Source organism: Brucella thiophenivorans (genome assembly GCF_002252445.1).
Classification (GTDB): Bacteria; Pseudomonadota; Alphaproteobacteria; order Rhizobiales; family Rhizobiaceae; genus Brucella; species Brucella thiophenivorans.
This window is the reverse complement of the sequence record NZ_NNRJ01000007.1, coordinates 52,239-70,970: the sequence shown is the minus strand read 5'-3', so window position 1 is coordinate 70,970 and position 18,732 is coordinate 52,239. Positions and strand designations below refer to the sequence as shown.

Sequence of the window (18,732 nt, the reverse complement as noted above, 5' to 3'; positions counted from 1 at the left end):
TTCCCGGACCAGATTAACCTGGTTCTCGACCTGACCTGTAGCGCGACAATTTAGATGGGAAGCGCGACAAACAAGATGAAGATTTTGGTGCTCGCGATTTGATTAAGATGTACTGAGTATGTGTGTGTTGCAAGGACAATTTTTTGTTGATTGACGCTGCGCGACACGAGGTTGGTTTTTAGATTGACGCGGAAGACGGCACAAAAAAGTCGGCCCTGTTTTGCAGGGGCCAACGTTAATTGTGCGACAGACTACGCAGGTGTTTGTTTGTCGCGGCGCGTCAATCAGTGGAAACTGGTAACGAAAGTGATGAATCTGCTGCGGCCAAAGGTTCACTCTCAGCCTTTGTTACACGCGAGATAGCCGTTTTTCGCCTGTAGCTTTCCACATTCATCTCGAAGATTGTTGCGTGATGAACCAGTCTGTCTACAGCGGCCAGCGTCATGGCTTTGTCGGGAAAGACCTTGTCCCACTCCCCAAAGGGCTGATTTGCAGTGATGAGAATTGATCGTCGCTCGTATCGTGCACTGATGAGTTCAAAAAGCACACTGGTTTTAGCCTGATCCTTGCTCACATAGGCCATGTCATCGAGTATGAGCAGATGATACTTGTCAAGCTTTGCTATTGCACCTTCAAGATCGAGATTTCGTCGCGCGGCCTGCAGCTTTTGAACGAGATCGGTGGTGCGGGTAAACAGCACCCGCCATCCATTCTCAATCAATCCTACGCCGATAGCCGCCGCAAGATGCGACTTGCCGCCGCCCGGTCCGCCAAACAACATCAGATTAGCCCCATTCTTCAGCCAGACATCGCCAGCGACCAATGCCATTACACGGGCTTTTGAGACCATCGGGACGGCTGTGAAGTCGAATGCATCAAGGGTTTTTCCCGGAGGAAGACGTGCTTCGGTGAGATGGCGCTGCATCCGCCGTGTTTCGCGCTCGGCAATCTCGAACTCGGTAAGAGCCGCAAGCAACCTGGCTGCAGGCCAGCCTTCGGTGTCAGCCCGTTCAGTGAAGCTATGCCAGGCCTTGGATATGCCGGGTAGCCGAAGATCAGTAAGCATTAAAGACAGTCGCGCAGTATCGACTTGATCGTGGGACCTCATGCCATTACCCCCACACGCGCGGCGATCAGCTGATCGTAATCGACCAGCTTGCCCAGATCGACATTAACCTGGGGAACGCTGGCCGGGTTGGGTGCGAACCTGACGCGCATTTCATCAAGTGTGGGCAAACTCCCGGCATTAAGCGTAGTCTCAATGGCATCAGCCAATGCAGCCTCGACATTGCGCTCATGAGCGAGGCTGAGCAATTCTACCGTTAGACGGCAGGCATCGCGTTCGGGCAATGCTTCCATGGCGGCGTGATAGAGTTTGCGATAAGCGTCCCTTGGGAAGAGCTGATCGCGATAGATAAGTCGCGGCAAAGCTCCCGGCTTTCGGCGAAGCGAATGAATGACGTGGCGGTAGTTTACAACATGCTGAAGAGGACCAAGCTGGCCGCGCACTCGCGGAAGCGTCATCACATGAGTGCCACCCAGAAACAGTTCGATGTGCTGCTTGAAGAGCCGTGCGCGCAAGCGGTGTCCGATCAGCCGTGATGGAACAGTGTAAAACACCCTGCGAAGGGTAAACCCTCCGCTGCTGGTGACACGAACAATCTCATCTACGCCCTCCGGCTGGCGACCACGCGGTAGCGGAAGCAGGCTTTCACGCTCAGCGGCAATCTCTTTGATCCGGCGCGCATTTCGTTGACCGACAACTTCATCAAGAAAGGCAGCAAAACCAGTGACGTCGGGAAAGTCGCGCGTTGCGCGAAGCAAAAGCGCATCTTCGAGTTCCCGCTTCAGATCGCCATGAGAACCTTCATTGCTCCGTTCTCATGAGCGACGCCACGATTGTTGCGGCTGGCTTTCATACCGTAATGGGCACAAAGAGCTTCGTAGCGCTCCGTCATATCGCGAGCGCTATCAGCGTTGAGATTACGGAATGCAGCCGAAAGGCTGTCCGTACGGTGGTCACGCGGTGCGCCACCCAGCGACCAAAGAGCATTTTGCAAACCAGATGTCAGCGCAGCAAAGCTTTCACCGCCTTCGACAATCTGGGCATGCTCAAAGCCACTATATGCAGACGGAAGTGATAGAGCAGATAATCGAAAGTCACCCCAGCGATTGTAACCTTAAGACCCGGTGCATGGGTGAAGTCTGAAAGCCCCATATGTCCCGGCTCATGAACCTGCCGGAATATGACTTCCTGATCTTCTCCATGGATCGCACGCCATGCGCTGATCCGGCGTTCAAGTGTGCGGCGGATACCAGCTCCCAGTTCAGGGTGGCGCTTGCGAAGCTCCCGAAGAATGCCAACAGGCCGCAGACCCGGTGCGCTTTGCAGCATGGGAACAACTTCTTCTATGAATATCCCGGCCAATGGATCAGGTCGACGGCGCTCGTGTTTGACCTTCTTCTCGCTCGGTAGGCGAGGATCTGTAGATGCGCTGAACCCTGACCTGGCGGCCGCAACAGGAACACTGTGCTTCTCGCGATTTTGCATGTAAAGCCTCGTTTGTTGATCTGTGATGTGTCTGCCGGGCATGCATTCTTCCTTTGTGAGAAAAGAAAAATGCACCCAACACATCGCGATCACCAGACGGCGTGAACCCAACTGGGTTTGCGCCGTCGCGATGAACGTCCCTTCGGTCGGGCAAGCCCTCCCTACGTGACGCTCATCGCGACAAACTCATCTAGATTGACGCTATTCCTACGTTGATTGTCGCTATACACTGACCCTTCTCCCAGCCCGACGCCGGTGTACAGGCCACCGGCTCGACCAGGAAATGACTGCACATTTGCTGAAAGCGGCGATTGTATTGACGCTCTTTACCGACGAAGACTGTTTCCACTGCTGTCTTCATATTGTCGTAGATGCCGCGTGTGCAAGCCCCGCCAAAAAAGGCGAACGCCCGATCATGCGCGTCGAACACCATCTCCTGCGTCTCGCGCGGATAGGCCCGTACATACATCATCCGGCTGTGGCAGAGCCGGATATGCGCAACCTTCACCGCCGTCGTCACACCGCCCAGAACGACAATCTCGTGGCTCCAGTCGAACTGGTAGGCCTCGCCGGGTGCGTAATAAAAGCGGCACATAAGCCTCCGCCGTCACGGCCCCGCGCTCTTTCAACCACGAGCGTGCATAACGCCGGACTGTATCGTAGCCACCCGCGTAACCAAGATCGCGTAGATCTTCGAATATCCGGATCAAAGTCAGGCGTTCGCGCGAGGCCTTCGCCTCATTAGCTAGCAGTATTCCATCAAGATGATCACGCCAGGGACCGAGCTTTGGCTGCGGTTGACGGGAGCGCGCGTATTTGAAATCAGTCTCTTCACTGCGCAGAACCTTCCGCACAACTTTGCGCGAAACGCCCAGTTCCCGACAGATCGCTTTGATTGTTTTGCCCTGCACATGTGCAAGACGACGTATCTTCGAAATAGTCTCCACAATAAGCATCCAATAGAAAACCTCCGATTGAAATCGAAGGTCATGTTNCCCTTTAAACAAGGGGTCCCGTTTGGATGCCGATAACCCCTCAAATGGCGTCCTTATTCCATGCTTAATGACAGACCCTTCGAGGCCTTACGCCCTATGAGTTCATCTGCAAACAATGGACAAATCAACCGGAACGTTTCACACTCAATCCGATCCATCAAATGCCGGGACCGAAAATCTAAATCGGAGCGGTCGCTGCTTCGAGCCATTTGGCCTGTGCGCCATCAAGATGACCAATAAGCTTTTCATGCACGCCTGCGTGATAGGCGTTCAGCCAATCGAGTTCTTCATGCGTGAGCAGTGACTTGTCGATCAGGCGGCGGTCGATGGGGCAGAAAGTGAGCGTTTCAAAGCTCATCATTGGCATCTCGCCGCCTGCTGGCACTTCCGCTTCCTTCACGATGATCAGGTTTTCAATGCGGATACCGTAAGCGCCCGGCTTGTAATAGCCCGGTTCGTTGGAAAGGATCATGCCGGGCAAAAGCTCGTGTGTGCCTTTCTTTGAAATGCTCTGCGGGCCTTCATGCACCGACAGATAGCTACCGACGCCATGGCCGGTGCCGTGCGCATAATCGAAACCCTGTTTCCAAAGCGCGATACGCGCCAGCACATCAATGTCCTGTCCGCGTGTGCCTTTCGGGAAGCGGGCAGTGGTGATTGCAATCATGCCTTTTAGTACGAGCGTAAACGAGCGGATGGTTTGCGGCGCAATTATGCCAATGGCAACCGTGCGCGTGATGTCGGTGGTGCCATCGCGATATTGCGCACCGGAATCGATCAGATAAAGCTCACCGTCGTTGAGTTTGCGGTTTGTTTCTGTGTTGACGCGATAATGTATGATCGCCCCATCGGGGCCTGCGCCGGAAATTGAATCAAACGAAATATCCTCAAGCGGCATCTGGAAATCGCGACCAGCCTTGTCGCGGCTCGCCTCCAGCTTTTGCGCAGCGGAGATTTCATCAACCGTACCTGGCTTTTGATCGTCAAGCCACGACAGGAAACTGACCATGGCCAAGCCGTCACGCTCATGTGCAGAACGCGAGCCTTCAAGTTCGGCCTTGTTTTTAATAGCGCGGGGTAGGCGGGCTGGGTCTTTGCCATGAATCACGCTACCGCCAACGGCTTCTACGGCCAATCGCAGCTTTTCAGCTGCCAATGCCGGATCAAGCAGGATTGTTTCGCCTTTGGCTGCACGAGCGCTCAAGTGACCTTCGAGCTTTGCTGGCTCGTAGAGTGTTGCAAGCTGCGTGAGATAGGCGCGCGGTTCGATGGCAAGCTTGCGCTCGTCAATGAACAGTTCCGGTTCGCCCTCTGCCGGGATGATTGCAAAACTCAGTGGCAGCGGCGTGTTGGACACGTCCTTGCCGCGAATGTTGAACACCCAGGCAACCGACGATGGATCGGTCAGAACGGCGGCACTTGCGCCCGCTGCTGCCACGGCCTTTTGCATTTCTTTGATTTTATCTTCAGCCTCGTGACCCGAAAAGCGGGCGGGCTGAATAGTGACAGGCGCAAGAGGGGCCTCCGGCTGGTCATCCCAGATAAGATCAACCAGATTATGGGCAACCGGTACGAGTCTGCCGCCCTGATTCTCCAGAGCTTCGCGCAATGCGGATGCTTCAGAGATAGTGTGCAGCCACGGGTCAAAGCCAATCGTCAGGCCTTTGCCGTTTTCAGCAAGCCAGCTTGCAGGCGGATTGGTGACAAGGCTTTCGTATGAAAACACATTGCCATCCGTCTGGTTGCGAACCTGCAATTCATAACGTCCGTCGATGAAAATATAGGCCGCATCTTTCAGGATAAGGGCTGCACCGGCAGAACCGGTAAAGCCTGTGAGCCATGCGAGGCGCTGCGCACGTGGCGGCACATATTCGCCCTGATGCTCATCAGCACGCGGAACGAGAAAGCCGTCCAAGCCTTGTTCGGAAAGCTTTTCGCGCAGCAAAGCTACCCGAGGGGCACCATTTGCAGGATCGGTGGTGACATCAAAAGTTTGAAACGCCATGAGCTTAACTCGCACAAAATAAAGGAAGCCGTTTTATTTCAGATCACCATTACTTCAGGTAAATCGTGACCCAGCCTTCGCGGTGGAAGGTTTTCTGATGGGTAAGCCCTTGCGCCTGATAGGCGGCAAGCACCATGTCATGCTGGCTATCGAGAATGCCGGACAGGATGATTGAGCCGCTTGGTGCCAGATGCGATTTGAGCGACGGGGCCAGTTCCATCAGGGGATTGGCAAGAATATTGGCGACGATCAGATCAAAGGGTGTGTAGGAGCGGAAGATTGGATGGTCAAAGCCTTCGGCAGTCGCTGTGACGACGTGTTCACTCACACCGTTGAGAACTGTATTTTCAGCGGCAACAGTGATAGCAATCGGGTCGATATCGGTGGCAAGAATCGGGATTGGCGCGAGCTTGGCGATGGCAATTGCCAGAACAGCCGAGCCGGTGCCAAGATCAAGCGCATTCGTTGGATGCTCACGCTCGACCACTTCCTCAATCATTTCAAGGCAACCGGATGTGGTGCCATGATGGCCAGTACCAAAAGCAAGGCCAGCATCGATTAAAATCGGAATGTCGTCAGCTTGTAATTTGTCGCTATCATGCGAGCCATGCACGAAGAAGCGCCCTGCACGAACAGGCTTCAGAACTGACAGCGAGTGGGTGACCCAATCAATATCCGGCAGTTCTTCGGTTTCGAATTTATCACTGCCTACCAGTGCATCGATGCGGGAAGCAAGCGTTTCCGCTTCGTCTTCGGTATAGACGGAAACTTCAAAAATCTGGTGGTCTTCATCGATTTCTGTGATGGCGATCGGGAAGCCGTCATCCTCGAATTCGCGTTCGAGGATGTCATAGATTCGTTCGGCTTCCGTCTTGTCCGCCGAAAAGAAGATGCGTGACTGGGGCATGGATATAAAGCTCTCTCAAAGATTCAGAGCTCTTCCTTACCCGTTTGTGCGGCCCTTTGCCAGATTCTTCAACTTTTGCAGTGCTGTATCTGCATTCTCCTGATAGGCGATAGTGCCGCGGAAGCGACCGCCCTTGTCGAGTAGGAACACAGAAGCTGTGTGATCAACGGTATACTCGCCGTCTTCAGTTGGAACCTTCTTTGCATAGATGTGGTAAGATTTGACCATCTCAGCGACGTTTTCGGGTGTTCCTGTTACGCCGATGATGCGGTCAGATACGTTTCCTACATAGGTTTTCATAATTTCCTGTGTGTCGCGCTCAGGATCGACCGAGACGAAATAGGCTTTAATATCAGAGGCTTCCGGACCTAGTTGCTTGAAATAGCCATCCAGCTCATAAAGCGTGGTCGGGCAAACATCCGGGCAATGGGTAAAGCCGAAGAAAACAACTGATGGCGTTGCACGCAGATCTTTTTCAGTAAAAGGCTGACCATCCATAGCGACCAGATTAAATGATCCACCGAAAGGTTCATCAGCTGCATTGCGGTCGCGCAGCATATTGAAGCCCGCAGCACCGATAATTACGATGATGAAGGCGAAGATGAAGATGGGCAGAAATTTTTTCATGTCCAGTCAGCCTTGAATTTTGTTTTGCATTTATCGCAGATAATTGCGCAATTGGTAGTTTACATCGATCTGCAGCAGGAACGCGCTTATTTAACGAGCGCATCTTATGATGGAACGATAAAATCAGTCTAGCAGAATACAAAGATTTCAGAAAGTTTTGAAATGACGCAGGGTGAAGACCTCCGCTTCCAGAATAGCGAACCGCGCATTCATTCGACAGCGCAGTTGAAAGCATCAAAGCTTGGCCGCTATGTGGATATTGGCGAGCGCGTGATCCTGCGTGATGTGTCGGTTGGCGACTTCACTTATTTCGAGCGCAACGGTGAGGGAATTTATGCCGATATTGGTAAGTTTTGCTCAATAGCCGCTAATGTGCGGATCAATGCGCTTGAGCATCCGATGGAACGGCTGACGACGCACAAGGTCAGTTACCGCCCGAATGAATATTTCCGTTATCTCGGTGTAGATAATGATTTCCGTGCAAGGCGGCAGACAAAGCGCGTAACAATCGGCAATGATGTGTGGATCGGGCATGGGGCGGTGATCACGCCAGGCGTGAGCATTGGTCATGGCGCGGTGATTGGTGCCAATGCCGTGGTGACGAAAGATGTGGCGCCATATCATGTTGTCGGCGGCGTTCCGGCTCGGCTTATTCGCAAGCGCTTTGATGAAAAGATTATTAAAAGACTGCTCGCACTTTGCTGGTGGGACTGGCCGGTGGAAAAGCTGTATGAAGCGGTTCCAGATATTCAGACGCTTGAAATCGAAGCCTTTCTGGAAAAATGGGACGATTAGGTAATCCTATCTTGCAATGCCTGATTTGTTTCTCCACCTTTTGATTGGAGATTGCTGGAGATATGAAATGTCCAAATTCAATAAGCTCGCTGGTCTGTTTGTAGCACCAATGTTGTTGCTAGGCGCCTCTGCCGCTGTATCTGCAGAAGAAGTCGGAAAAGTTGGTGTGGACTGGCTCGGCAATGACATTGCGATTGATGCGGTGCAGGACCCAAAAGTGCAGGGCGTGACCTGCTATCTTGCGTCTTTCTCACGCGGGGTTATCGACCGTTTGCAAAAAGGCAACTGGTTTGAAAACCCGTCGAATGCCTCGATCTCCTGTGAGCAATCAGGTCCGATTACCATTGGCGACATCAAGCTTGGCAAGGGGGGCGAGCGGGTTTTCGCGGAACGGACAAGCCTGATCTGGAAGAAACTGGTGATCACCCGCATCTATGATCAGAAAAACAATACGCTCCTTTATCTGGCCCATGCGACACAGGTCCAGGATGGCTCGGCCAAGACTTCGTTATCCACCGTGCCGCTGTTTAAGGGCGATGTGAGTTGGGAAAAAGGAAAGCCGGAGTAATTCCGGCCTCCTAACTTTATAAAAACTTAAGCGCGTTGAACGAAGCTGTCGAGAACGCGCTTTTGGCCAGCCTTGTCAAAATCTATGGTCAGCTTGTTGCCGTCCACATTTGAGACCGTGCCATTGCCAAATTTGATATGGAACACGCGATCGCCGACAAAATAGTCTGACGGCTTGTCGGCAACCGATTTTGCAACCAGTTCGCCATCAATCGTGCGGCCTTTGACAGAACCGCGACCGGCACCAAAGCCAGAATCGGTTTCGCCATAGCCGACGCGTTCGATATTTGCACCAGACCGTGAGCCCCAATTGTTGCGGGTCGCGTCCGATCGGTTTTGCTGCGCACGCTGCCAGCCGGGTGTCGAATAAGAATTCTCAAACGGATCGGCCTTATCAAAGCGCGATTGTCCGTAAGCGCTATTGCCATAGCCGCCGTAATTGCTTTCCATTTCCGCCACTTCGACATGCGTTTCAGGAAGTTCTTCCAAAAAGCGCGATGGAATGGTCGATTGCCACATGCCATGAATGCGGCGGTTGGAAACAAACCAGATATGCAGGTTTTTCTTGGCGCGCGTCACACCAACATAGGCGAGGCGGCGTTCTTCTTCGAGACCCGAACGTCCACCTTCATCAAGGGCGCGCTGGTGTGGAAACAGTCCTTCTTCCCAGCCGGGCAGGAAGACGGTTTCAAATTCAAGGCCCTTGGCGGAATGCAGCGTCATGATGTTGACGGCATCCATATCCGGGTTCTTCTCTGCATCCATAACAAGCGCAATATGCTCGAGGAAGCTGCGCAGACTTTCGTATTCCTCCATAGAACGAATAAGTTCTTTGAGGTTTTCGAGACGGCCCGGCGCTTCCGCCGATTTGTCATTCTGCCACATATTGGTATAGCCGGATTCATCAAGAATCATTTCGGCAAGTTCCGTGTGTGGGGTATTCTCGAGCAGCGATTGCCAGCGGCGGAAATTGTTGGCGACTTCGCGCAATGTCGAGCGTGGCTTCGCCTTTAGCTCGTCTGTTTCCACAAGCTCGCATATGGCCGCAAACATCGAAATGTCGCGTGCGCGGGCATATTCATGGATCTGGTTAATCGTTATGTCACCCAGACCACGTTTTGGTGTATTGATGATGCGACCAAGAGCCAAATCATCGGCTGGCTGAGCGACAACGCGCAAATAGGCTATTGCATCGCGGATTTCGAGGCGCTCATAAAAGCGCGGTCCGCCGATAACACGGTAATTGAGGCCAAGTGTTACAAAGCGATCTTCAAATTCGCGCATCTGGAAAGAAGCACGAACGAGGATCGACATATTGTTAAGCAGATGCCCTTGACGTTGGGCCTGCTCAATGGCTTCGCCAACTGCGCGTGCTTCTTCTTCCGAATCCCATGCTGCATGGATTTTGACTTTGGGGTCATCTGGGTTTGGCGCTTCGGTAAAAAGCGTTTTGCCGAGGCGACCTTCATTATGCGCAATCAGGTGTGCTGCCGTGCCAAGAATATGCGCTGTCGAGCGATAATTGCGCTCAAGCTTGATGACAACAGCGCCCGGAAAATCCTTATCAAAACGAAGGATATTATCCACTTCCGCGCCACGCCAGCCGTAGATCGACTGATCGTCATCGCCAACGCAACAGAGGTTAACTTTGCTTTCGCTCGCAGCGGTTCTTACTTGCTGACCATCTGCGGAAAATGGTGCGGGTGCGGTGCTTTTCGATTGTGGCCTTTGAGCCAGTAGACGAAGCCACATATATTGTGCGGTGTTGGTGTCCTGATACTCGTCCACCAGAATGTAACGAAACTTCGCGTGATATTCGCGCAGGATGTCCGGGTGATTGCGGAATATCCGGATCGGATGCAGCAGCAGATCGCCGAAATCACAGGCGTTCAACGTGCGCAGGCGCTCCTGATAGGCATGGTAAAGCTCGCGGCCCTTGCCATTGCCGAATGAACGCGCGTCGCCCTCTGGAATGTCGGCGGGACCGAAAGCCTTATTCTTCCAGCCATCAATCATGTTGGCGAATGTGCGTGCAGGCCAGCGCTTATCATCAAGACCTTCGGCCTTAATAAGCTGCTTGATCAGCCGGATCACATCATCCGTATCAAGGATGGTGAAATCAGACGTGAGGTTGACCAGTTCCGCATGTTTGCGCAGCAATTTCACGCCGATGGAGTGGAACGTGCCGAGCCATGGCATGCCTTCAACAGCGCCGCCGACAAGATGGCCGATACGCTCTTTCATTTCGCGTGCGGCTTTGTTGGTGAAGGTTACAGCGAGAATCTGGCTTGGATAGGCAAGGTTGGTTGTCAGGATATGGGCGATACGGGTGGTGAGTACGCGGGTTTTGCCAGTGCCTGCGCCGGCTAGCACCAGAACCGGGCCTTCTGTGGTAAGAACGGCCTGACGCTGTTCAGGGTTCAGGCCTTGTAAATAATCAGGCTCGCCACGCTGCTGGTTTCGTGCCGCCATGGCACGCGCAGCGATAGAGCCGGTAGCTGGTGTAGGCCCAGCCGGTGTATCATCGCCGAAAAACGGCATATCATCGGGAAAATCAGACATTGCTACCGAATGTAGTGATTCGTGGCTTAAAAACCAGCGAAAGCGTGAAATTACTCAAGCTGCGTTACGCGGCGATCAGTGAAGTTGAGGCGATGTGCGGCGAGCGCTTCGACAAGACCGCGCATTTCCGGCTCGCGTTGCAGCAGATCATCAAGCTCTGTCATCTGGTTCATGGCGATCAGCCGCAGAATGTCGTCGCGGATCGTGCCATCGGCGCGGCGCGGCAAATGCGCAACCGGCTGGATGAGTTCGAGTTTCTGGCCTTTCAAACGCGCGCGCAGGCTTCTTTCGTCTGCATCAAGCGTCTCAACAAAAGCATAGAGGCCGACGCCTTTGGCAGGCAGAGAATAAAGCGCCAGCGCCATGTCTTTGACGCGCGGGTCCGATTTCAATGCCGCCATGATGGCCGGACCTTCATTGTCGATACGATCACCGGTGCCTTCGCCATCTGACCAGTTGAAAATACCGCGGGTGACAAAGTTATAGACCTTTTTGCCGGTCGCCAGCCAAATACGCGACGGAAGCGAGCGGCGCGCCAGAATGCGTTTTTCTGTCGGCGTCATCAGATCTGCTGCAAAGGCGCGCTTTTGTTTGATGAGATGGCGGAAATCTTCATAGGCCAGCAAACGGTAGAACGCGCCGCGACGACGATGCACGCTTGCAAGCTGAAAATCGATAACGGCTGCTTCGCCTTCCGGCGTCATCAGCCAGTTTTGCGGCTTGGCAAGATCGTTATGCGTGACCCCCATGCGACGCATATCACGTAAGATTCGATGTGCTGTGCGGTACCATTTCAGCTGCGCCGGACGCGCAAGATGCAGTGGTGTGCCTTCCGTCCAGGAACGGTAGAGGCCGTCTTTGTCGGTATAAAGAAGCTGCGGAACACCTTCGATGCCGCGCACTGTTTTCAGTCCGCGAATTTCGCGGCGCGCCAAAATCCATGCCAGCGGCTTTGACCACCATGGAGCAGCGCTGACCACACGACGGATAATTCGGGTTTCGGGATCGCCTGCAAAATAGCCTGCGCGGGTTTCGGAAAACACGTCGCGTTTAAAGACTGCGGTTTCCACAAACTCCGGTATGCGGTCGCCTTTTGCGGGTACATCGATATTGGGGTTCTGAGCCATAAAGTTCCATTAGAGCGGTTCCTGTTTAAAGGAAATCATCTGAACCGCTCTATCTTTTTTGTTTTGCCGCATTATCCGACGCAAAAAGCTCACGCACTTTTGCTGGAAATGCTCTAGCGTTTCATGTGCCATCAATCAAGTTTGATGGCGTATTTCGCTTGTGGCAATCCTGTGATTGAGTGCACAAAAGAATCTCAAACTGTTTCAGGAGCGAGAAACAATGGCGCAAAACGAAGACATCAAGCAGATCATCCGGCAGGAACAGGCGCTGGTTTTCACGTCATTTAACGAAAATGATGCGTTTTCGCTGGGGCATCGCATTCGCGATCTGGCTGTGCAGCAAAAACTTGCCGTCGCCATCGATATTTCATTCTGGGATCGTCGTCTGTTTTTTGCAGCCACTGCGGGGGCCACAGCCGACAACACGGAATGGCTTCGCCGCAAGTTTAATGTCGTACGCAGATTTCACGTCTCAAGCTATCGGCTTGTTCTCGAACAGAACCGCGACGACAAGATGTTTGCCGCACATAAGGCGCTGGATGTGGCTGATTATGCCTTAGCAGGAGGTGGGTTTCCGATTCACGTAGCGGGTTCGGGGGTGATAGGAACAGCTATTGTTTCCGGTCTGCCACAGCGCGAGGATCATAATCTGGTGGTGCGCGCGATTGCGGAGCATCTGGGTCAGGACCCGGTCGCGCTGGCTTTGGCTGCAGCGTAGAGTGCGTTTCGATCTGATTGGATTAGATCGGCGCTCTAAAATTGAAATACGGAGAATGAACGATGTCGCTTGAGAATGTGGTTGCCCTTCTGCGTAATGAGGAGGGCATTGCACAAGCTGTTGCAGTCCTGAAACAGCGTTTTGGTGAGCGCGCCCAGACGGGGCAGGCAATTCGCGAGCAGCATGGCCACACGACAACCTATGTGCCGACACAGGCACCAGACATCGTTATTTTTGCGCATAATACGCAGGATGTACAGGATGTGGTTCGCATCTGTGCCGAGTATAAAGTCCCGGTGATCGCTTTTGGCGCAGGCTCCTCGCTTGAGGGGCAGGTGAATGCGCCTGCGGGTGGCGTGTCCATTGACTTGACGCAGATGAACCGCGTTCTGGCGGTTCATGCGGAAGACCTTGATTGCGTCATTGAACCGGGGATCACACGGCGTGAACTCAACGAATATCTGCGCGATACGGGCCTTTTCTTCCCGATTGATCCGGGCGCAAATGCAACACTTGGCGGCATGGCGTCGACGCGTGCCTCGGGCACCAATGCGGTGCGTTATGGCACGATGCGTGAAAACGTGTTGGCGCTCAAAGCGGTCATGCCGGATGGCCGGCTGATCGAAACTTCCAAACGTGTGAAGAAAACAGCGGCTGGCTATGACCTGACGCGGCTGCTGATTGGTTCAGAAGGCACGCTCGGTATCATTACCGAACTCACATTGAAATTGCAGGGGATTCCACAAGCAGTATCGGGCGGCATCTGCCCGTTTCCGGATATTGAATCCGCCTGCCGCGCGGTGATTGAGACTATTCAGATGGGCATTCCTGTTGCCCGAATTGAGTTGGTCAACAAGCTCCAGATGGAAGCGCTGATCCTGCATTCCAAGCTGCCTTACGAAGCACAGCCTTATCTGTTTGTCGAGTTCCACGGCACGGAAACTGGCGTTGCAGAACAGGCCGAAATCTTTGGTGAAATTGCTACCGAAAATGGTGGTGGCGAATTTCGCTGGACCAATGACCCGGAAGAGCGCGATCGGCTTTGGCGTGCGCGGCACGATGCCTATCTTGCGTCCTTCCTGTTACGGCCCGGCGCGAAGGGCGTTTCGACAGATGTATGTGTGCCGATCTCAAGGCTTGCCGACTGCATTTCGGAAACCGAAAAAGATCTTGCTGAAACAGGACTGATCGCGCCTGTTGTTGGTCATGTGGGCGACGGGAATTTCCATTTATTGCTTCTGCTCAATACCGATGATGCGTCGGAAATGGCGCGCGCCGAAGATTTTATGGATCGTCTGGTAAGGCGTGCACTTGCCATGGAAGGCACTTGTACGGGAGAGCATGGCATCGGGCAGGGTAAGATGAAATATCTTAGTATGGAGCTTGGCGAAGCGACAGATTTCATGGGGATGGTCAAGAAAGCGCTTGATCCAAACAATATTATGAACCCTGGCAAAATCCTAATTTCGTGATTCAAATCAGCGAATTGAGCCATCATTTTCAGAGGGCGATTCAATAACTCGATGAATCGCGCGGGAATTGGCTTACAAGAGGCAATTTGCCTTGTTATCGCCGGAACGATGCCGTTATGTTGCACAGATAAAGACCACGTGATTCAGCCTTTGTTTCGCGTGGTAAAATCGTTTCCTAATCGGAGCTTCTTTTGGGCCGCATATTCGTCATCGTCGGTGGTTTGCTGGTGTTGCTTTTAACTGCAGCGCTGGTCGTACCGCCTTTTGTCGACTGGAGCGGCTATCGTGCCGATTTCGAACGCGAGGCAAGCCGCATTCTCGGTCGTCCGGTTCATGTAACGGGCGATGTCAGTGCGCGGCTTTTGCCGTTCCCATCCGTGGCTTTTTCCGATGTGCGGGTTGGTGCAGATAGCGCCGATCCCGTGATGACCGTCGACACGTTTTCGATGGATGCGGAGCTGATGCCGTTTCTGCGCGGACAGCTTTTGATTTTCGATATGCGGGTCGAGCGTCCGACCGTCAATATTTCTCTTGATAAGGATGGCAAGGTTGACTGGGCGATACGTCCGTCAACGCCAATTGATCCATCACATATCAAGGTGGAGCGGCTTTCGATCACCGATGGCACGGCGACCCTTGGCGATGAATTAAGCGGGCGTGTTCACACCGCAACCGCAATCAATGCGGTGCTTTCTGCCAACAGTCTCGCGGGACCGTGGCAAGCCAGTGGTACGCTGGATATAGAAGGACAGAAGCTCGCGCTCGATCTTAACAGTGGTGAAGCCAAGTCCGATGGCTCATTAAGACTGCGTGCGCGTATTTCTCCACAAGCAATTCCGGCTTCATTTGAGACTGATGGCGATCTTATCCTTAAAGAAGGCCGCCTCAACTATGCCGGTAACTTCTCGCTGCGGTCAGCCGATGCGGTTTCGCCGACTGGTCAAAATCAGAAAACTCCTACTGACAAGCCGTTTTTCAGTGATCTTCGGGTGAGTGGAAAGTTTAATGCTGATCGAAGCCGCTTTGATGCCAGCGAGTTTCGTATGGAGCAGGGGCCTGCCGATAATCCTTACGTGGTGAACGGTAAGGCCTTGATCGATTATGGCGATAAGCCGCATTTTGAAATCAGTGCCGACGGTCAGCAGGTTTTCTGGGGACCGGTCGAGACGACAGAAGATCAGGCCGCTGTACCTGTTCCGGTGAATGAGCGTCTGGCGCCGGTGCGTCGCATGCTTGAGCAACTGCCGATCCCCAATATGCCGGGCAATGTCGATTTGCGCTTGCCTGCGGTGATTGCCGGTGGCACCACAATTCGTTCGGTGATGATTAGCGCGGAGCCGGATGGAAAGCGCTGGAATATTCGCCAGTTTGCAGCTGATTTGCCGGGCCGGACGAAAATCGAAGCCAAGGGCAAGCTCTCGGTTGGGCGTGATTTTGGCTTTGACGGCGATATGCTGGTGGCATCGCGTCAGCCTTCCGGGCTTGCGTCATGGCTCAATGAAACCGTCGATGAATCGATCCGTAAACTGGATAGCGTCGGTTTTTCCGGCAAGGTCAATTTGCGCGAAGGCGTTCAGAGTATTGACGATCTTGAAATCGGCATGGGCAAGACCACGCTGAAAGGCAATTTCCTGCGACAGGTTATTGGTTCTGCTGATCCAGCGATCACGCTTCGTCTTCAAGGCGGTGCGGTTGATAGTACCGCATTGCGTGCCTTTATCGGCTTTTTCTCCAGCGGTCATGGCATGGCTTCACTTGGCGGGCAGGCACTCGATATTGCCTTTAAGGCGGGGCCTGTTCAGTATGAAGATATGGAAGCGGGGAATGTTGATCTTGCGGTTCGTATGCATGATGGGCGCTTTGATTTTGATCGCCTGATGATTAATGATGTCGCCGGTACGACGCTGACCGCAACAGGTTCTTATGAACCTTTCGCAACTGCGCCGTCAGGCACGCTTGATGCGACATTGTTATCTGCTGATCTGTCGCATTTTCTGACGCTGGTTGCGCATCGTCATCCGCAAATTCCATTTTTCCGGTCGCTTTCTGCGCGCGCTGATAATTATCCGGGACTGTTTGACGACACCCAGATCAATATCATTGCCAATGCAGTTGCAGCGCCGAGCGGCGATGTGGCTCCTGTGCCTACGACGGGCAACGATAAAGGCTCGCGCACCAAAGAAACGGCGACCAAAGCACCTGCCAAGGGCGGTGAGGCGTCTTTCAGCGTGACTGGCAAAGCGGGCGGAATGAAACTCGACCTTTCCGGCACAACGAGCGGTGGTAGCAGCGAAAGCGATCCGGTTCAGATGCAGTTGAACGGCACGGCCACATCGCAAAATGGTGAAACTGTTCTTGCTCTGCTCGGCGTTCCGTCATTGCCGCTGGGGCTTGCGGGTGAATTGACTGCCGATCTCACCATGCAGGGCGCGCCAAGTGCGGGTATGCGCACGCAATTAAAGCTCACGGCACCCGATGGAACGGCACTCGCCGATGGTATTCTGTCGCTGGTCGGTGGCGATATCGCTGCAAGCGGTAAGGCAAGCATTAAGTCTGCGGATTTGCAGCCGTTCATTGCTACAGCGGGTTACACATTGCCGGGATTTGGTGAAGGCTTGTCGGCTGATCTTTCCAGCGACTTCCAGTTTGCCAAGGGCTTGTTACGTTTTCCAAACTTTGCAGGCAAACTTGGTGGCGATGATGTGACCGCACGGCTTGAGGCTAATTTTGCCGATAGCGGATTGCCGCAAATCAAGGGTGAAGCGAAGCTTGCATCGCTTAATATGAGCAGTCTTGCGGCGATTATGCTTGGCCAGGATGCCTTGGAGCCTTCCAACAATACCAAGAAATCTATCTGGCCAAAGGGTGCTTTTTCGGCGCGTCCGTCGCTGCCGCTGCTTTTGGATATGAAGCTCAATGTTGCGCAGGCAGACATGGGCAGTTTCGGAATCATTTCTGATTTTTCGACCCGGCTCCAAAAGGGGATGGATCACCTTAATCTCAATGAACTGACCGGGAACTGGGGAGGCGGCTATCTGGTTGGCAATGTCTCTTTGCGCAACAATGATAAGGCAGCACTTCTTAACTCCGATCTTAAATGGAGCGGGGCGGACCTCGCCAATATTTATCGTCCGGAGATTGGCCATCCATTTGCAGGCGGCGTGAAGACGGCAATGACGCTGAATGGCAGCGGTTCGAGCATTGCTGAACTCGTTGCTTCGCTGACTGGTTCGGGTAGCATCGAGGTGGAAAATTTAACGATCAATGGTGTGGATCCGGCTGCCTTCCCCAATATGCTGAAAGCCGCTGACGCTATCGTTGATCAACCAGCAGGCGGCACACAGGTTGATGCAAAGCAGTTTATGGCTATTGCTGAAACAGCTTCCGGAAACGGACGCTTTGTCGCCGGAAACAGCAAGTTTGATGTATCTATTGCAGGCGGCATCGTGCGGCTGGGCCCGGTCAGCCTTCGAAGCGGTAACACGCTTTTTGCAGGCGATATGCAGATTGATCTTTCGACATTGGGTCTAAGTGGTAATGGTAGCTTCGCTTTTGACGGCGCGGAAGAAACAGATGCTGCTGGCGCTGCGAGTTTGCGATATGTCGTCAGTGGAACTTATGACGACCCGTCCGTTAACATTGATCGTCAGCCACTGGTGCAGTTTCTGACGCAGCGTGCGCTAGAACGCGAGCAGGAACGCGTCGAGGCAATGCAGGCCAGCATCATGGAAAAGCAGCGTCTGCGTCGGCAGTTGGACCTTCTTTCGTCCGATGCGCAGGAACGCGAACGTTTGCGGCTTGCAGAGGAAGCGCGCCTCAAAGCGGAAGCTCAGGCGCGTGAACAGGCCGCCAGAGAGGCTCTTGAGGCTCAAAGACCTGCTGTGGAAAGCAACCCGCCAACAGAATTGAACGGGCAGGGCGGTCAGTCGCTCAATGAGTTTTTAAGAGACCTGGAACAATCGCCGGCCGATAAACCTAAGCTTTAATCTTCGATTTCAGCCAGTCGAGTACGCCGAGGCGTAAGGCGGATGAAAGATTGATGGTGCGGTCGCGCTGCCCGTCGATTTCAGCTATGAGTGCTGCGACGGACAATTGTCGTTGCTGCGCAATTTCCTCAAGGATTTCGAAGAACGGTTCTTCAAGCGTGTAGCTGGTAGCATGGCCACGAATGCTCACAGAGCGTTTGCGGAGACGCACTGACGGGCTCACGTCGCATCGTCCGGCTTGTCGCTTGGTTCGAGCTTGTTGTTTACGAGGAAATTCTCAGACTTGCGGGCTTCTTCCCGCGCAAAATTCTTTTCGGCTTTGGTGCGACCAAAAAAGACGCGGTTTTCCCCGGCCTGTTTTTCCTTAGACGCGCGCGCTTTGTTCTTTTTGAACTGGCGCAGATTGACGATCTCGCTCAT

At 53.4% G+C, this 18,732-nt stretch carries 13 protein-coding genes and 3 pseudogenes; 6 read left to right on the top strand and 10 right to left on the bottom strand.

All coding sequences use genetic code 11. From position 1 onward, the window contains the following. Nucleotides 1–280 precede the first annotated feature (280 nt). From istB to istA (CEV31_RS01405), 3 genes and pseudogenes are all read right to left on the bottom strand, one after another. Nucleotides 281–1,108, bottom strand: a complete 828-nt coding sequence (gene istB, locus CEV31_RS01415; protein WP_094505123.1) for an IS21-like element helper ATPase IstB — start codon at nucleotides 1,106–1,108, stop codon at nucleotides 281–283. Next, nucleotides 1,105–2,593, bottom strand: a pseudogene (istA, locus tag CEV31_RS01410) (IS21 family transposase). Before istA (CEV31_RS01410) ends, istB begins: the two are co-directional and overlap by 4 nt. A gap of 187 nt (nucleotides 2,594–2,780) precedes the next feature. Continuing rightward, nucleotides 2,781–3,507 (bottom strand): annotated as a pseudogene (istA, locus tag CEV31_RS01405) (IS21 family transposase); the annotation flags it as partial. Between the two features lie 110 nt (nucleotides 3,508–3,617). On the opposite strand from istA (CEV31_RS01405), the pseudogene CEV31_RS01400 reads away from it, so the two are divergent. After that, nucleotides 3,618–3,728, top strand: a pseudogene (locus tag CEV31_RS01400) (IS481 family transposase); the annotation flags it as partial. On the opposite strand, the gene CEV31_RS01395 reads toward CEV31_RS01400, so the two are convergent. The 3 genes from CEV31_RS01395 to CEV31_RS01385 are packed head-to-tail and all read right to left on the bottom strand — an operon-like array spanning nucleotide 3,725 to nucleotide 7,085. Then, the gene (locus tag CEV31_RS01395; protein WP_094505122.1) at nucleotides 3,725–5,551 is read right to left on the bottom strand and encodes an aminopeptidase P family protein; all 1,827 of its coding nucleotides are present in this window, start codon (nucleotides 5,549–5,551) and stop codon (nucleotides 3,725–3,727) included. The pseudogene CEV31_RS01400 and the gene CEV31_RS01395 overlap by 4 nt on opposite strands. A gap of 49 nt (nucleotides 5,552–5,600) precedes the next feature. After that, nucleotides 5,601–6,458 carry a 50S ribosomal protein L11 methyltransferase gene (locus CEV31_RS01390; protein WP_094505121.1) on the bottom strand — a complete coding sequence of 286 codons (858 nt, stop codon included), beginning with the start codon at nucleotides 6,456–6,458 and terminating at the stop codon, nucleotides 5,601–5,603. A 36-nt stretch (nucleotides 6,459–6,494) separates the two neighbouring features. After that, nucleotides 6,495–7,085: an SCO family protein gene (locus CEV31_RS01385; RefSeq protein WP_094505120.1), complete on the bottom strand. Its 591-nt coding sequence runs from the start codon at nucleotides 7,083–7,085 to the stop codon at nucleotides 6,495–6,497. Between the two features lie 162 nt (nucleotides 7,086–7,247). Between CEV31_RS01385 and CEV31_RS01380 the strand changes: the two genes are divergently transcribed. Then, nucleotides 7,248–7,880 (top strand): DapH/DapD/GlmU-related protein, encoded by a 633-nt coding sequence (locus tag CEV31_RS01380; protein WP_094505119.1) that lies wholly within the window; start codon nucleotides 7,248–7,250, stop codon nucleotides 7,878–7,880. Nucleotides 7,881–7,947: 67 nt separating this feature from the next. Beyond that, entirely contained in the window at nucleotides 7,948–8,448 is a 501-nt protein-coding gene (locus tag CEV31_RS01375) for a CreA family protein (protein WP_094505118.1), read from the top strand. A 26-nt stretch (nucleotides 8,449–8,474) separates the two neighbouring features. Here the strand turns inward: CEV31_RS01375 and CEV31_RS01370 are convergent, their stop codons facing one another. After that, nucleotides 8,475–11,009, bottom strand: a complete 2,535-nt coding sequence (locus CEV31_RS01370; protein ID WP_094505117.1) for an ATP-dependent helicase — start codon at nucleotides 11,007–11,009, stop codon at nucleotides 8,475–8,477. 50 nt (nucleotides 11,010–11,059) lie between these two features. Further along, nucleotides 11,060–12,136: a serine/threonine protein kinase gene (locus tag CEV31_RS01365; RefSeq protein ID WP_094505116.1), complete on the bottom strand. Its 1,077-nt coding sequence runs from the start codon at nucleotides 12,134–12,136 to the stop codon at nucleotides 11,060–11,062. Between the two features lie 220 nt (nucleotides 12,137–12,356). Here CEV31_RS01365 and CEV31_RS01360 point away from each other — a divergent pair, with 220 nt between their 5' ends. The 3 genes from CEV31_RS01360 (at nucleotide 12,357) to CEV31_RS01350 (ending at nucleotide 18,312) form a co-directional block, all read left to right on the top strand. Next, the gene (locus CEV31_RS01360) at nucleotides 12,357–12,854 is read left to right on the top strand and encodes a heme-degrading domain-containing protein (protein ID WP_094505128.1); all 498 of its coding nucleotides are present in this window, start codon (nucleotides 12,357–12,359) and stop codon (nucleotides 12,852–12,854) included. A gap of 62 nt (nucleotides 12,855–12,916) precedes the next feature. Further along, nucleotides 12,917–14,326: an FAD-binding oxidoreductase gene (locus tag CEV31_RS01355; RefSeq protein ID WP_094505115.1), complete on the top strand. Its 1,410-nt coding sequence runs from the start codon at nucleotides 12,917–12,919 to the stop codon at nucleotides 14,324–14,326. Between the two features lie 191 nt (nucleotides 14,327–14,517). Continuing rightward, nucleotides 14,518–18,312, top strand: a complete 3,795-nt coding sequence (locus CEV31_RS01350; RefSeq protein ID WP_094505114.1) for an AsmA family protein — start codon at nucleotides 14,518–14,520, stop codon at nucleotides 18,310–18,312. On the opposite strand, the gene CEV31_RS01345 is transcribed toward CEV31_RS01350, so the two are convergent. Together CEV31_RS01345 and CEV31_RS01340 are read right to left on the bottom strand one after the other, a co-directional pair. Further along, nucleotides 18,302–18,535 (bottom strand): ribbon-helix-helix domain-containing protein, encoded by a 234-nt coding sequence (locus tag CEV31_RS01345; protein ID WP_094505113.1) that lies wholly within the window; start codon nucleotides 18,533–18,535, stop codon nucleotides 18,302–18,304. The genes CEV31_RS01350 and CEV31_RS01345 overlap by 11 nt on opposite strands. Further along, the gene (locus tag CEV31_RS01340) at nucleotides 18,532–18,732 is read right to left on the bottom strand and encodes a DUF4169 family protein (RefSeq protein WP_094505112.1); all 201 of its coding nucleotides are present in this window, start codon (nucleotides 18,730–18,732) and stop codon (nucleotides 18,532–18,534) included. Before CEV31_RS01340 ends, CEV31_RS01345 begins: the two co-directional genes overlap by 4 nt.

What these genes read in the sequence shown, in the direction of transcription:
- CEV31_RS01355 (WP_094505115.1), top strand. Translation starts at nt 12,917, where the DNA reads ATGTCGCTTGAGAATGTGGTTGCCCTTCTGCGTAATGAGGAGGGCATT.
- CEV31_RS01390 (WP_094505121.1), bottom strand. Translation starts at nt 6,458, where the DNA reads ATGCCCCAGTCACGCATCTTCTTTTCGGCGGACAAGACGGAAGCCGAA.
- CEV31_RS01365 (WP_094505116.1), bottom strand. Translation starts at nt 12,136, where the DNA reads ATGGCTCAGAACCCCAATATCGATGTACCCGCAAAAGGCGACCGCATA.
- CEV31_RS01375 (WP_094505118.1), top strand. Translation starts at nt 7,948, where the DNA reads ATGTCCAAATTCAATAAGCTCGCTGGTCTGTTTGTAGCACCAATGTTG.
- CEV31_RS01380 (WP_094505119.1), top strand. Translation starts at nt 7,248, where the DNA reads ATGACGCAGGGTGAAGACCTCCGCTTCCAGAATAGCGAACCGCGCATT.
- CEV31_RS01385 (WP_094505120.1), bottom strand. Translation starts at nt 7,085, where the DNA reads ATGAAAAAATTTCTGCCCATCTTCATCTTCGCCTTCATCATCGTAATT.
- CEV31_RS01340 (WP_094505112.1), bottom strand. Translation starts at nt 18,732, where the DNA reads ATGAGCGAGATCGTCAATCTGCGCCAGTTCAAAAAGAACAAAGCGCGC.
- CEV31_RS01370 (WP_094505117.1), bottom strand. Translation starts at nt 11,009, where the DNA reads ATGTCTGATTTTCCCGATGATATGCCGTTTTTCGGCGATGATACACCG.
- CEV31_RS01360 (WP_094505128.1), top strand. Translation starts at nt 12,357, where the DNA reads ATGGCGCAAAACGAAGACATCAAGCAGATCATCCGGCAGGAACAGGCG.
- CEV31_RS01395 (WP_094505122.1), bottom strand. Translation starts at nt 5,551, where the DNA reads ATGGCGTTTCAAACTTTTGATGTCACCACCGATCCTGCAAATGGTGCC.
- istB (WP_094505123.1), bottom strand. Translation starts at nt 1,108, where the DNA reads ATGAGGTCCCACGATCAAGTCGATACTGCGCGACTGTCTTTAATGCTT.